Raw genomic sequence first — 13,454 nt, forward strand, 5'->3', positions numbered from 1 at the left:
GATGCCGAGACATCAAGGATATGGAAAAGTTCAAGGACTTTTAAAAGCTCAAATTACCTCGTAAATTAATCAATTAAATTAAAGTCACTCAGTTCTGTTTGTAGATGTTTTGGATTGTTTGCAAACAGTAGTTGACCACTGGTGTATAACCAACCGAGTTGACCTTGCTGCTGAAGACGTTTCAGTAAGACGTCGTTAAATGTCGACGTTGCAAAGACAGTTTCGCTAAAGACTTTAAACTCACCGACATTGGTGTTTTCACTGTCTTTCATAAACAGCATACCGTTTTTGGTGGTTGAACTCATATCTAAAGCACGGCTGACTAAGCGGTAACCGTCTTTAGCTTGCTCATCGATCATCTCCTGTAATTTTATGCTGCGCTCTACACTATTGCTGCCGGTTGGGTAAGTTTTATAGCGATAGCTGTAAGTGCCATGGTGTGCGCTGCTATTTATACAGGTTGCAACTTTAGGACTATTTTGTTTGCCGTTCAGAACTTCAGGTCGTAAACCTGTGAAATAGCTTTTGAACTGAATAATACGGCAGCCTTGGGCACCCAGTGTATTGAGCATAGTTTCCAGTTGCACTGGGTCTACGAGCGGGGAAACATAGCCGCTGTCATAGGTGTATGTTGCGGTATCATTTTCCTTCTTAATAAAATAATCTTTGAAATTCAGGGCATTGGTTGGTCTGACGCTATGCAAGTATTGATAACCTGATTTGCCTTTTTCATTTAACTGATTACGCCATGTAAAATATATGTCAGCGGTAGAGGGTGCTGTACGGTCTGCAACAATATGATTGAAACGCGTATTTTCATTGGCAAGTTTCATGTAGTTATTAACATTACCATTGTCCAGGGTTTTAGTATCATAGCCAATTAACTTATAACCGCTTTGTCCCATTGTATTGAGCTGAGCCAAGAAGTTTACTGTGTCGGTGGTATTAATAAAATTCTCAGACTTAAAATCTGCAGTTGTGATTTTGGTTTTCGGTTTTAAATTGGTGAAGAATTCATTGGAATTTTTTGTATAGCAGCGGCTGTCCTTGAGTGGGTCGGTAATTAGACCTCGTTGCATGATGATATAGCTTGGATTTGAAATCGTCGCGTTAATTACACAGAAAGAATGATTATTTAAAAAAGTTAAGACACGGTTGCTCGTCGCGCCACCTTTGACTGGTTGAAACTTAATCGAATGATATTCAAAGTTATTTAGTGTTGCAGCCGGCTGTATTTCACTCATGACCATGTCATGAAGTAATTGATAGCGTTTAGAAATAAATTCACCGCTGCAAGTTTTACTTGAACTATTGTGTACCGCATATTTTAGTGCTTCGTTCAGTGAACTGACTGAATTTTCACTGGTTTTATGAATTGAAATTTGTGGCAAATCACAATTACTGTTACCGAGGGCAGAGTTCCCTTGAATCCATTCTCCTGTGAATTTATCCGCTACAGTTGTTGGTGTTGGTGTTGGTGTTGGTGTTGGTGTTGGTGTTGGTGTTGGTGTTGGTGTTGGTGTTGGTGTTGGTGTTGGTGTTGGTGTTGGTGTTGGTGTTGGTGTTGGTGTTGGTGTTGGTGTTGGTGTAGGTGTAGGTGTAGGTGTAGGTGTAGGTGTAGGTGTCGCGCCATCATCATTGGAGCTTGATCCACCACAGCCCACCAATGTCGTAAATACAGCAGCGATAATGCTGATTTTGTGATTATTATTCATGACTAGTGCTCAATAGAGTAAAGTTGTTATGTACGGCTGATGCGGTTGTATAAACATTTAAAATCAAGATTTATTGAACAAGGTGTGATTCAATCCAGCCATTGCCATGTTCTGTAGTGACTTCTATCAAACCTGTTTTAGTCATGTTTCCCGCAAAAATAATATCTGCATTTTTTGACAGTTTATTAATGACTTGGCTCGATTTATCGGCAGTTTTATAAAGCGGTAGATTATTAATTTTAGGTCTAAGTTGCTGTCCCATACTGAAACCATTTGCAGCATAATTTGAATTAGTCGTGGCCTGACTGCCTGTCCATTCTTTTGCGGTATTCGATACTTCTTTGGATGTTTCATTAAATTGATTCAGTGTATTTCTTAAATCACGCATGGTATCGGCAAAACCTGCATATACTGATATTGAAGCTAAAGACAGACTGCTAACGATGACTAAATGACGAATTTTCATGAACTTTCTCCTTTACTTTGTTATGTCATTCCGCGTGATATCTGACGGATTCATAACATTCGCGGTGTTTAAATAATTATAAAATGCGAAAATTTAGCATTTTTAAAATAGATCATTTATACTTCACTTGTAAAGAGGGTGGAGTGGTGAAAATGAATGTAGAAAGCCAGAGTGAACATCTAAAGCAAAGTAAAAATTGGTATCAGTCCTTACCGACGGAATGGCAAAATTGGCTGAATGAAAATATTGAAAATGGTTGCGATGTACAGAAAATAAGTCTAATTTTACAATCACATGGATTAAGCCCAAGGGCGGATCAATACTTATTTTCTGATGCAGACCAACTTTCAGAACAGCTGCAAAATGAACTTTTGGACTACTGTCTTGAGGGCTCAGAGACAGTTGAAATTTTAGAAAAAATTAAGCAAAAAAATATTTCAAATCATTTGATCATTCAGTTTCTAAAGCGTGTAAACAATAACGTAATTTTTAAAAAACTGAAGCAACTACAGCAACAGCAGAATAAACAGCGTTGGCTATTACAGGTGATGGGTCAATTGAATCAATTGAACGACCACATTCCATCCACAATCGATTGCATAGAAACACCTGATTTTGAAACATTTATAGAGCGGTATTATAGCCAGATGCGACCAGTCATTTTAAAAGGTGGGATACAACATTGGCCTGCACTGCATAAATGGAGTCCTGATTATTTTGCACAGCATTTTGAAAATGAGTTGGTTGAAGTCCAGATGCATCGTGAGCAGCATCAAGATTTTGAAAAAAAATCGGTACAATTGAAACGTATTATTTTGATGCAAGATTTTGTCGCACAAATCAAAGCCACTAAGCACAGCAATGACATTTATTTAACTGCGAATAACGCCGCTCAAAATAAGCAATTTATGCAAAAGATTAGTGAAGATCTAGGTGACTTCGCCAAAGCTTATTGTCAAAAAGAGATCAAAGATCGACATTTTTTATGGTTTGGCCCTGCAGGCACATTTACACCACTGCATTATGACTTAACCAATAATATGTTGGCACAAATCTATGGACGTAAAAAAGTGACTTTGATTCCTGCATGGCAAATGCCGTATATGTATAACGATCATTGGGTATTCAGTCAGGTTTCAGACGTCGCAAAGGCTGATCTAGCAGACTATCCACTGTTAGAAAATGTGACACCGTTCGAGTGCATTTTGCAGCCAGGGGAAACCTTATTTATCCCAATTGGTTGGTGGCATAGTGTTGAAAGTTTAGATATCTCGATCAGTGTTTCTTTTACGCATTTTAATGTAAATAATCATTTTTTTACTGAATATCCTCAAGATCTCATCAGATAAAAATTGTGAAGTAGATTAAACAATGCGAAAATTTCACTTATGCAGTCTAATTTTCATGGCAATTCAATGAGCAAACTTCTCACTAATGAGGCAGATCAAAATTTACAGCAAGTATTGGTGCTGATGAATGAGCTGAGCCAATGGCTGATTCGCTCAGGTGTGGGATATACCGAGTTTACTGCTGCATTGAAACCGGTTTTTTTCCAACAAGCTGTACATGAGTTAGAGCGTATCGATCAAAAACCGACGATTTCTGCGATCAGTTTACTTTCTGGTCTACACCGTAAAGACGTGACTGCTTATAAAGAAGTGATTTCTGAGGGTAAGGATCTGACCGAAGCGACTGTTTCTGAGCCAATTAGTGTGCCATCACGTGTGATGGGTTTGTGGCTTGCAGAAGGCTGGGGGGATTCATTGCCCTTTAGTAGTGAGTCGGAAAATAGTTTTGAAATGTTAGTGAAACGAATCTCCACCGAGCGCCATCCACGTTCGGTACTCAATGAGCTTGTTCGTTTGGAAATTGCCATTGAAAAAGATGGGCAGGTGTATTTACAACAACGTCGTTTTATTCCAGATCCTTCGCAGTTAGAAGCGCGTAAAATTTTAACACGAAATGTTCAAGCGCATTTAGAAGCGGGTTTGCATAATTTATTGAATCCTGATGAAATGCCATACTTAGAACAAGCCATTTGTGCTGACGAATTAACAGAAGACTCGATTAATAAATTACATGAAATGAGTTTAGAGCTTTGGCAGAAATACTCACTACAACTTTTAAAACTTGCCGCGGAGCGTTGCGAAATGGATGAGGGAAATCCTGAAGCAAATCGTGTATTTCGCTTTGGAGTTTATCAACATGATACGAAAATTAAACTTTAAGACTTTAACCCTTTGTGGCTTGATCAGCGTTTTAGCGGGTTGTGACATAGAGTTTTTTCGCAGTGGCGGGGTTTCAATTGAAGGTACAGGTGATCCAATCATTGATATCGGTCATGCAGGGGAAGGCCGCGGAACAATTATCTTGGGGACACGATATTTAGAGTTTTCAGCTTCCGTGCAGGATTCTTGTTATGGCGTTGAACGTAAATTAGCCTTCCTCAATCCATTTGATCGTCAGTCGATTGACACAAAAACGTATGTAGAAATACCTGCTGCCCAAGCGGATCTTAATTCGCAAAATGTTCAATTGATCTTAAAAAATACCAATAGCGTACCAGTCACCATTCATTTGCAATGTGATATGCCATTAACCATGCAATTATTCGAGCAGGTTAGACCATATTTTCCAAAACAAGTATGTGATACACCTATAGATATCAAACTCTATCCACAACAACAGCATATATTTGAAGCAGCTGTAAATTTAGAGACTGTTGAAGATGGTATATGGTCACACGGTGATGGAGCATCGGTTGAATTAAAAGGCAATACACCAGACAAGTGTGAAGAAATTTCAATTCAATTTCAGCAATCTAGAAAATCCATACAACCTTAATTGGTATATTTAAAACAAAAAAGGCGCTTTAAGCGCCTTTTTTGTTTAGAGATAAACTTGATTAGAATTTATCATCAAATTCGTTATGTTGCGGCGCAGGGTGTTTAAAACCTTTGGTTTTATAACCAAGGTATAAAATACCAAACATTGCCCACCATAAACCGTATTTCAAAGCAGTTTCTTCAATTTCTAACCACATTGCAAAGATACTGATAAAGCCAAGCATTGGAATAACGACAAAGCTAAAAATATCTTTGGCTGTTTTTGTGCGGCCATCACGAAGTGCATAACGTGAAATCACAGATAAGTTCACGAAAGTAAAGGCTGTCAATGCACCAAAACTAATCATCGAAATGACAATATCAAGATTCATAAAGCCCGCAGTTAATGCAACCGCACCTACGATCATGATGTTATAAGACGGGGTGAAATTTTTCGGGCTGATATGACCGAAGATTTTCTTATTAATAACACCATCACGGCCCATAACATACATTAAACGTGATACACCTGCGTGAGCAGAAATACCTGATGCCATTACTGTCACAATCGCAAAAGTTAACACATAGGATTGGAACAGTGAGCCGCCGACGAGCAAGAGTATCTCTGGCTGTGTTTCAGCAATATTCTTGAAATAGTTACCTGGCTCAGCAGGGAAGAACAGCTGCATGAAGTAGGTACTAATAATGAAGATAATCCCTGCGATTAAAGCAGTTAAGAAAATCGCTTTCGGCAGTGTTTTCTCAGTATCTTTGGTTTCTTCTGCCAATGAACTTAATGAGTCAAAACCAGTGAACGAGAAGCACAGTAATGTTGCACCTGTAATCAGCGCACCCACAGACGTCAGCTCATTCCAAAATGGCTCAAGGCTCCATAATTGATAGCGTTCTGCCGCAGAAATCGGGCCATCAGCATTGAAGCCCATTTGAAGCTTGCTGTAGACCATCCACGTGAAAATACCAATTACTAATAACTGCACAAGTACAATCAGGCTGTTGAAGTTAGCAACAAAACGCGCGCCGCGTAAGTTAATTCCAGTCATGAATGCCGTTAGCACAATGACCCATACCCAGTGGTTTACTGTTGGAAATAGTGCTTCAAGGTAAATCACTGCAAGAATAATATTCACCATTGGAGATAATAGGTAGTCTAACCAAGAAGACCAACCCACCATGAAACCTACGTTCGGGTGAATAGATTTTTGGGCATAGGTATACGCAGAACCCGAAGAAGGGTAGCGACGGATCATATGACCATAACTAATCGAGGTAAACAGAATTGCAATCAGGGCAATAATGTAAGAAGTCGGCACGTGTCGATGACTTTCTTCAGATACTAAACCAAAAGTATCAAATAGAGTCATTGGTTGGATGTAAGCCAAACCAATAATAATAATGTGCCAGAGTCCAAGCGTTTTTTGCAGTTTAGCTGCCGATTGAGTCCCAGAGATATTTGTCAACGGCGTTATCCTCTTATCGTTGATCAAGGATCAGTCATGTTCTAAGGATCGTTTGAGACGAACGATCCCCCCTACGTTTTAAAACAAAAGTGCGCCAATCTACTCCAAATTGGTACATTTTGTCAGTAACTTTGAAATTATTTTTAGCAGAAATTATGCCAGTTTGATTAAAAAATAACTGATATTGCGTTCTGCAAGTGAAAAGCCCGATGTTTAAAAAAACATCAGGCTTAATTTTTCGCTATATTCGCTTATTTTTCAGCAATTACCAAGCTTTTTTTAGAATAGTTTTGAGGTCTTCTAAGCTGGCTTCTTTAGGATTATAAATAATAGATCCATCATTCAGTGCTTTCTCTGCCACTTCATCTAATTGAGCTTCAGTCACTTTACCTGTTTCACTCAAAGTACGTGGTAATTTGGTCAAACTAAACAAGCGGTCACGCATGGCTAAAAGCGTTGAAATGGCTTTTTCAGCGCGGAGGTTGGCCGGTGTTTGTGCATAAATATCAGGACCAGCCAGTGGTAATAGCAATTCAGCAATCTTATCGCCATTCACTTCTTTGTTGTATTCCAACACATACGGCAAGAATAAATTCATGCATAATCCATGGGGCAGGTGAGCGACTGCACCCAGCGCATGACCTAATGAATGCACTAAACCGACCATTGAGTTCGAAAATGCAATTCCTGCCATTGTAGACGCTTGTGCAAGTTCTAAGCGCCCATGTGCATCGCTGGTATTATCTAATACACCAAATAAGCTATTGCTAATTTTCTTGATTGCGGCAGTTGCATAGGCATCTGAAATCGGGTTCGCCGCCATGCACGTATAGGCTTCAATGGCATGCGTCATCGCATCCATCGCTGTCATTGCTGTAAGATGAGGTGGCAAAGTTTGCGTCATACGTGGGTCAAGAATTGCTGCATGTGGCATCAAATAATTCGATGCAAAAGCCATTTTAACATTCTTTTCAGGGTCAGAAACCACAGCGACCATAGTCACTTCTGAACCTGTCCCTGAGGTTGTTGGAATCACAAAAAATGGTTTTAAAGGTTTTGGTAAGTTGTGCGCACCTGAGTATTTCAGTAAGTCATCACCACCTTCAGATACCAAGATGTTGGTTGCTTTAGAGGTATCAATCACTGAACCGCCACCGACTGCAATAATGGCATCACATTGGTTGTCGCGGTAAAGTTGAGCCGCTTTACGTACGGTTTCTAGACTTGAGTCTGGCGGTACATCATCAAAAATATAGCCAATCACCGTCTCGGTACTTTCAAATGCCGCTTCAATCGGTGCAAGTAATTGATTACTGCGAACGCCTTTGTCAGTAATGATCATGGGGCGTTTAGCACCCAACGTAGACAGTTCAAATGGGATGTGTTCTAAAGCAGCATGGCCAGCAATCACTTTTACAGGACAGAAAAATTCGTAATATGGTTTAGCCATGTGTTATGCGCTCCGTTTTAAATAAGACTGGGCTACTTTTAAATAAATATTTGCAGCACCGCTCAGTTTTTCTTTTAGGCTTAAATGTGTTGGATATTCTTTGACAGCCAATTCAGCCACCAATTTAGGTAAAATTAATGCTTCCATTTTGTTGAGACAACGCACCAGTCGGATCGCATAAGACAAATCACCATCGGCGATCATGCGGTCATTGGCAAAGGCTTGTGCGGTACTTTCTTGAAATGAGAAGACCAAAAAGGCATGACTCAAATGCTTAAACGTAATGGTTAAGTCAGGCTTTTGAGTGCCGGGTGTGAGGAGTTTGAGTTGGTGGTCTTCCGTGACTTGCGCGACAAATGCAGCACCATTAGGAAAAACATTCATAGATAAAATAAAATTAACTGGAAATTTAGCAACTTCTTGTTTAATTTCTTCATCGACCTGGCTCGCCATGACCAGACCTCTGCCAATCACATCCATCATGAGTTTGACATAGGCCTGCTGGAGCGCGGGTTTAACGGATTTAGTTGCAATCACGTGTACATCCCTTATCTATAATTATTAAATTTAGAGCTTTTACTCTAAATTATTTTATTTGAGAAAGCAAAGTCTTTTATAGTTGTTTGACTGTTACGTCTTTAAAGTAACCACTGTTTTTCAAAGTATCAATGATATCGACGCATAAGTTTTCAAATTTAGGGTAGTCCTGTACTAAATCTTGTATGCGCACCATTTCCAATCCTGCATAGCCACATGGATTGATGGTATGAAACCCAAATAAATCGCAATCAATATTCAGTGCTAAACCATGATATGAACGGCCTTTACGAATTTTAAAGCCCAAGGAACCAATCTTTCGTTCATTGACATATACACCCGGTGCATCAGGCTTGGCATAAGCTTGAATACCATATTTGTTCAGCAAATCGATCATGAGGGTTTCGGCATACGAAACCAATGTACGAACATTCCATCCCAAACGGTTTAGGTCAAACATGAAATAAGCCACCAATTGACCCGGCCCATGCCAAGTGACTTGCCCACCACGGTCTGTTTGTACCACAGGGATGTTACTATGCACCAAAATATGTTCAGGTTTGCCAGCTTGCCCCTGAGTTAATACATCGGGATGTTGCAAAATCCACAGTTCATCAGGTGTGTTTTCATCGCGCTGTTCAGTGAGTGTTTTCATCTCTAAAAAGCGGTCTGCATAAGGGGTCAGGTGGTTATATTGACGAATAATTAATTCGGGTTTTTGAACAGTTTCAGTCACGTATTTCGTGTCCTTTTCTATCAAAGTCATGTATGGATTATAATGAATTAGACGTACAAAAGGGGGGTTAAATACTGAATTACTTGAGGGTATTACTATTATACTTAGACATAAAAAACACGCCCTAAAGCGTGCTTTTTTATTTAAATCAACAGAATTACAGCGCGGTACGAATGTGTTTACAAGCTGCTAAATCCGCATAGACCGCATGTACTTGTTCTAACTCTTCGAAACGTAATTGAGCAGTAATTGAATGATATTTACCTGTACGAGATGGAGTCACAGTCATTTTACTGCCATCAAAATCAGGAAAATGTTTAACAAAAATTTCATTCACTGCAAGGCGAAGTTCTTCACCTGCATTACCAATCAATTTAATAGGGTAGTCCATAGGGAAGACCCAAAGATGCTCTTGCAATTCACGTGAAGGAGCGTGATTAGTCATATCAGTCATGGGACACCTCATTATTTAAAAATACCTGCAATGAGCAGGTATTTGGAATCATTTGCTACATGCTCATAATATGGGGCGGAAAACCCCATATTCAAGCCTGCATTGTCCTAGTTATAGGTTAATCATTCTCAAGGAAAGAACGTAAGTGTTCTGAGCGTGAAGGATGACGTAATTTACGCAATGCTTTCGCTTCAATCTGACGAATACGTTCACGTGTTACGTCAAACTGTTTACCCACTTCTTCCAAGGTATGGTCGGTTGGCATATCGATACCGAAACGCATTTTCAAGACTTTCGCTTCACGTTCAGTCAAGTTTTCAAGAACTTCACGTGTTGCTTCTTTTAAGCCTTCTGACGTTGCAGCGTCAATAGGAGAGGTGATATTACCGTCTTCAATGAAGTCACCAAGATGCGAATCTTCATCATCACCAATTGGTGTTTCCATTGAAATTGGTTCTTTCGCGATTTTAAGCACTTTACGAACTTTCACTTCGTCCATTTCTAGACGTTCACCTAATTCTTCAGGTGTCGGTTCACGACCCATTTCTTGAAGAAGTTGGCGAGATACACGGTTGATCTTGTTAATGGTTTCGATCATGTGTACTGGAATACGAATAGTACGTGCTTGGTCGGCAATCGAACGTGTAATCGCCTGACGAATCCACCAAGTTGCATAAGTAGAGAACTTATAACCACGACGATATTCGAATTTATCCACCGCTTTCATCAAGCCGATGTTACCTTCTTGGATCAAGTCGAGGAATTGCAAACCACGGTTGGTGTACTTTTTCGCAATCGAAATTACCAAACGTAAGTTGGCTTCAACCATTTCCTTTTTCGCACGGCGAGCTTTTGCTTCACCAATCGACATACGTTTAGAAATGTCTTTGATGCCTTTAACATCTAAGCCAAGTTCTTTCTCGATGTCAGCGATTTTTTGTTGGAATGCCAGAACGTCAGGGCGGACTTTTTCAAGATAGCCTTTCATTTCTGCAGGTGCTTTAGCAATTTGTTCATCTAACCAAGCAAAGTTAGATTCTTGGCCTGGGAATGACGTACGGAATTGAGTACGGTCCATACGACCACGACGTACTGCATAGCGCATAACTTCACGTTCAGAAGTACGGATTTGGTCATGGGTATTACGAATCAAATCAGAGATGATGTCGAATAAACGTGGTGTGAATTTGAACATCATGAACACAGTTGCAAGTGCTTCAAGTGCAGCAGCAGCTTCTTTACTGTTACGACCATGTTTTTCAATTGCGGCTTTAGTGACTAACCATGCTTGTTCAAGCTCGGTGAAACGTGCTTTAGCAATTTCAGGATCTGGACCAGATTCGCCTTCAGAATCATCATCACCTTCAGACTCTTCTTCTTCATCGTCATCATCAAGTTTGACATCTTTAGTTGGCTTGTTGGTTGACGCTTCATCTTCATCGATCTCAGAATCATCTTCATCGATCACTTCTGGGATGGCTTCGTCAGATTCTGGATCTAAATAACCAGAAAGAATATCCGCTAGACGGCGTTCACCCGCTTCATAATCTTTGTATTCTTGCAGTACAACTTCGACTGCATTTGGCCAATAAGCAATAGAATGTAAAACGTCACGAATACCTTCTTCGATGCGTTTTGCAATGCTAATTTCGCCTTCACGTGTCAAAAGCTCAACTGTACCCATTTCGCGCATATACATACGCACAGGGTCAGTGGTACGACCGGGTTCATTTTCAACAGATGCAAGTACAGCAGCGGCTTCTTCTTCAGCAACTTCGTCAGTCGCTTCGCTGCCACCTTCAAACATTGTATCGTCAGATTCTGGTGCACGATCATGTACCGGAATACCCACGTCATTCAACATCTGAATGATGTCTTCAATCTGTTCACTTTCAGTGATTGAGTCCGGGAGATGATCGTTAACCTCGGCGAAAGTTAGGTAACCTTGCTCTTTGCCTCGGCTAATCAGAGCCGCTACTTGAGAAGTAGGGGAAGTCATATCGCTCATCTTTGCTTACTCTTCGTTGAATCTGTGGCAGTAAAAAACCGTGCATTTTAGCACGATCGTCTCATTAAATCTTGTGAATAGCTGGCTTATCCCATTAGGACGGTACAGCATCAAGCTGTCCAATGAGATATTAAAAATTTAAATTCAGTAATTTAGGTGGGGCTGAAATTGTTGTTTTCAAGTTCATCCCATGCATCGATTATTTTACGAGTCATCTTTGACTGTCATAAAAATGAAGGACGCAGGGTGGATTATATCATGCCACAGGTTTTGGTAAGAAAAAAAGACCTATTTTTAAAGTTTAGTTGTTAAAAAAACAAATAAAACTTGACAATATTTTATATCCCATATAAATAGCGGCTAGACCCCTTCAATTTTTTTCATTATGAGGTAGTTTTGGTGTCTTCTACAGATTTTGAACTAGATGATAACTACGGTGATGATGATGTGAATTTCGATGAGGCCAGTGCAAAAACTAGCGCGAAAGAATCGTTAGAAAAGCGCCGACTTATTGATGACCTTCTGGCTCAGCGCCGTCTTGAACGTGAGCTTAAAGATTTTGATTACGACATCGACGATGACGATGATTTTGATGACGAAGAAGACTAAATAGCGATTTAGCATAGCGCTTGAAAATGCTATGCTTACGCATTAAGTTTCTAACTCTGGATTTGAAATGAGTGCTTTAGATTTAGACCTTTTGAGTGACTATCTAGACGGCGATGACAACGAGCATGGTCTAGATTTTGCAGCGACTCATGGTTTTTTGTGTGCAATTGCAGTAGGCCCAGCTTTTGATAAATGGCTAGACGAACTTTTTGATAACAATCAGAAAAAAGTACCTGCTGAAATTATTGCGCAAGTAAAAGCATGGCTCGAATCGATTCGTCAGAATCTTGCCAATGAAGATGGTATTGAATTTCCATTTGAAATTGAAGAAGCCGATGTTGAATCAAGTCTTGGTGACTGGAGTGTTGGCTTCGTTGATGCCATGTTCCTAAACGAAGATGCATGGTTCACCGACGAGTTTGAAGAACAATTGGTTGATTTAACTTTGCCAATCATGGTGTTCAGCGGCATTGATGAAGAAGATCCACAAATGGAATCTTTCCGTCGCAATGGTCAGTTGATGGATGAACTTGCAGAAGAAATCCCAACCAATTTGAACGAATTATATTTGATGTATCACACACCAAATTAATTTCGACGAAATTTAAAAAAAGCACCTTGGGGTGCTTTTTTTAGCGCTGTACTTTTTTAATTCAAAATCAATCTTAATGCTTAACTGCGTTGGGCTTTTAAGAAGCTTTTCGCCATCCATCCAAAAGATAAAGCCAACACGAGATAATGGATAAGTAGCGTAAAGCTGATAGCAAGCAGCCAGACCCAAGCGGGTAATTGCGTTAGCACCATTTGAATAAAGGCTTGGGTTTCTGGGAAGATTAAGAGACAAATGACGGTCGCGACGACACTAATCAGTACCGAAGCCAAAATACAGCTCCAAATCAGGGTTTTCTTTTCAGCCTTATCTGGCACTCGCTTATGGTCTTTGACAAAGCTGGATGCCGCAGAAAAACCGCCCACGATGAGACAGGTAATAGATGAACCACCGGGTAAATCAAAGAAAGATTCAATGGCTGCGACAGCGACCATGGCGAGGGCATAAGCAATGCTAAATGTGATGATGTATTTTTTCATTATTCAATGTTCATGTTTTCGTTATATAAAGGGCAAGTATGGCTTGCCCGAAGTATGTTCATTGAATTTTAAGTTTCAGTGAAGGGG

General features: G+C 40.0%; 14 protein-coding genes. 5 read left to right on the forward strand and 9 right to left on the reverse strand.

Features of this window, described 5'->3' with window-relative positions; translation table 11 throughout:
- Nucleotides 1–65 precede the first annotated feature (65 nt).
- Together FTU36_RS10400 and FTU36_RS10405 are read right to left on the reverse strand one after the other, a co-directional pair.
- Nucleotides 66–1,715, reverse strand: a complete 1,650-nt coding sequence (locus FTU36_RS10400) for a PT dipeptide repeat lipoprotein (RefSeq protein WP_180117803.1) — start codon at nucleotides 1,713–1,715, stop codon at nucleotides 66–68.
- A gap of 70 nt (nucleotides 1,716–1,785) precedes the next feature.
- On the reverse strand, nucleotides 1,786–2,181 hold the full coding sequence (locus tag FTU36_RS10405) for a hypothetical protein (RefSeq protein WP_180055768.1): 396 nt from the start codon (nucleotides 2,179–2,181) through the stop codon (nucleotides 1,786–1,788).
- 152 nt (nucleotides 2,182–2,333) lie between these two features.
- Here FTU36_RS10405 and FTU36_RS10410 point away from each other — a divergent pair, with 152 nt between their 5' ends.
- From FTU36_RS10410 to FTU36_RS10420, 3 genes are all read left to right on the forward strand, one after another.
- A complete protein-coding gene (locus tag FTU36_RS10410) occupies nucleotides 2,334–3,530 on the forward strand; it encodes a cupin-like domain-containing protein (RefSeq protein WP_180117805.1) in 1,197 nt (398 codons plus the stop codon).
- A 66-nt stretch (nucleotides 3,531–3,596) separates the two neighbouring features.
- Entirely contained in the window at nucleotides 3,597–4,409 is an 813-nt protein-coding gene (locus FTU36_RS10415) for a DUF6502 family protein (protein ID WP_180117807.1), read from the forward strand.
- A complete protein-coding gene (locus FTU36_RS10420) occupies nucleotides 4,387–5,025 on the forward strand; it encodes a hypothetical protein (RefSeq protein WP_180117809.1) in 639 nt (212 codons plus the stop codon). Before FTU36_RS10415 ends, FTU36_RS10420 begins: the two co-directional genes overlap by 23 nt.
- Nucleotides 5,026–5,086: 61 nt before the next feature.
- Here FTU36_RS10420 and FTU36_RS10425 read toward each other — a convergent pair whose 3' ends face one another.
- The 6 genes from FTU36_RS10425 to rpoD all read right to left on the reverse strand — a co-directional run bounded on the left by FTU36_RS10425 (nucleotide 5,087) and on the right by rpoD (nucleotide 11,669).
- Nucleotides 5,087–6,484 (reverse strand): APC family permease, encoded by a 1,398-nt coding sequence (locus FTU36_RS10425; protein ID WP_111885298.1) that lies wholly within the window; start codon nucleotides 6,482–6,484, stop codon nucleotides 5,087–5,089.
- Nucleotides 6,485–6,749: 265 nt separating this feature from the next.
- Nucleotides 6,750–7,934, reverse strand: coding sequence for an iron-containing alcohol dehydrogenase (locus tag FTU36_RS10430; protein ID WP_111885299.1), 1,185 nt, complete (start codon nucleotides 7,932–7,934; stop codon nucleotides 6,750–6,752).
- Nucleotides 7,935–7,937: 3 nt separating this feature from the next.
- Entirely contained in the window at nucleotides 7,938–8,471 is a 534-nt protein-coding gene (locus FTU36_RS10435; protein ID WP_168378113.1) for a hypothetical protein, read from the reverse strand.
- Between the two features lie 76 nt (nucleotides 8,472–8,547).
- Nucleotides 8,548–9,207 carry a lipoyl(octanoyl) transferase LipB gene (lipB, locus tag FTU36_RS10440; RefSeq protein ID WP_168378112.1) on the reverse strand — a complete coding sequence of 220 codons (660 nt, stop codon included), beginning with the start codon at nucleotides 9,205–9,207 and terminating at the stop codon, nucleotides 8,548–8,550.
- A 157-nt stretch (nucleotides 9,208–9,364) separates the two neighbouring features.
- Nucleotides 9,365–9,652, reverse strand: coding sequence for a YbeD family protein (locus tag FTU36_RS10445; RefSeq protein WP_180117831.1), 288 nt, complete (start codon nucleotides 9,650–9,652; stop codon nucleotides 9,365–9,367).
- Nucleotides 9,653–9,779: 127 nt separating this feature from the next.
- Nucleotides 9,780–11,669: an RNA polymerase sigma factor RpoD gene (gene rpoD, locus FTU36_RS10450; RefSeq protein WP_180117811.1), complete on the reverse strand. Its 1,890-nt coding sequence runs from the start codon at nucleotides 11,667–11,669 to the stop codon at nucleotides 9,780–9,782.
- A 399-nt stretch (nucleotides 11,670–12,068) separates the two neighbouring features.
- Between rpoD and FTU36_RS10455 the strand changes: the two genes are divergently transcribed.
- Both FTU36_RS10455 and FTU36_RS10460 read left to right on the forward strand, forming a co-directional pair.
- Entirely contained in the window at nucleotides 12,069–12,278 is a 210-nt protein-coding gene (locus FTU36_RS10455; protein WP_078191373.1) for a PA3496 family putative envelope integrity protein, read from the forward strand.
- A gap of 67 nt (nucleotides 12,279–12,345) precedes the next feature.
- Nucleotides 12,346–12,870 carry a YecA family protein gene (locus tag FTU36_RS10460; RefSeq protein WP_078191372.1) on the forward strand — a complete coding sequence of 175 codons (525 nt, stop codon included), beginning with the start codon at nucleotides 12,346–12,348 and terminating at the stop codon, nucleotides 12,868–12,870.
- An 80-nt stretch (nucleotides 12,871–12,950) separates the two neighbouring features.
- Here the strand turns inward: FTU36_RS10460 and FTU36_RS10465 are convergent, their stop codons facing one another.
- A complete protein-coding gene (locus FTU36_RS10465) occupies nucleotides 12,951–13,367 on the reverse strand; it encodes an ABZJ_00895 family protein (RefSeq protein ID WP_180117813.1) in 417 nt (138 codons plus the stop codon).
- Between the last annotated feature and the right edge of the window lie 87 nt (nucleotides 13,368–13,454).

It is taken from the genome of Acinetobacter sp. YH12096 (assembly GCF_013419215.1).
Lineage (GTDB): Bacteria > Pseudomonadota > Gammaproteobacteria > Pseudomonadales > Moraxellaceae > Acinetobacter > Acinetobacter amyesii.

What these genes read in the sequence shown, in the direction of transcription:
- FTU36_RS10400 (WP_180117803.1), bottom strand. Translation starts at nt 1,715, where the DNA reads ATGAATAATAATCACAAAATCAGCATTATCGCTGCTGTATTTACGACA.
- FTU36_RS10405 (WP_180055768.1), bottom strand. Translation starts at nt 2,181, where the DNA reads ATGAAAATTCGTCATTTAGTCATCGTTAGCAGTCTGTCTTTAGCTTCA.
- FTU36_RS10410 (WP_180117805.1), top strand. Translation starts at nt 2,334, where the DNA reads ATGAATGTAGAAAGCCAGAGTGAACATCTAAAGCAAAGTAAAAATTGG.
- FTU36_RS10415 (WP_180117807.1), top strand. Translation starts at nt 3,597, where the DNA reads ATGAGCAAACTTCTCACTAATGAGGCAGATCAAAATTTACAGCAAGTA.
- FTU36_RS10420 (WP_180117809.1), top strand. Translation starts at nt 4,387, where the DNA reads ATGATACGAAAATTAAACTTTAAGACTTTAACCCTTTGTGGCTTGATC.
- FTU36_RS10430 (WP_111885299.1), bottom strand. Translation starts at nt 7,934, where the DNA reads ATGGCTAAACCATATTACGAATTTTTCTGTCCTGTAAAAGTGATTGCT.
- FTU36_RS10445 (WP_180117831.1), bottom strand. Translation starts at nt 9,652, where the DNA reads ATGACTAATCACGCTCCTTCACGTGAATTGCAAGAGCATCTTTGGGTC.
- rpoD (WP_180117811.1), bottom strand. Translation starts at nt 11,669, where the DNA reads ATGAGCGATATGACTTCCCCTACTTCTCAAGTAGCGGCTCTGATTAGC.
- FTU36_RS10460 (WP_078191372.1), top strand. Translation starts at nt 12,346, where the DNA reads ATGAGTGCTTTAGATTTAGACCTTTTGAGTGACTATCTAGACGGCGAT.
- FTU36_RS10465 (WP_180117813.1), bottom strand. Translation starts at nt 13,367, where the DNA reads ATGAAAAAATACATCATCACATTTAGCATTGCTTATGCCCTCGCCATG.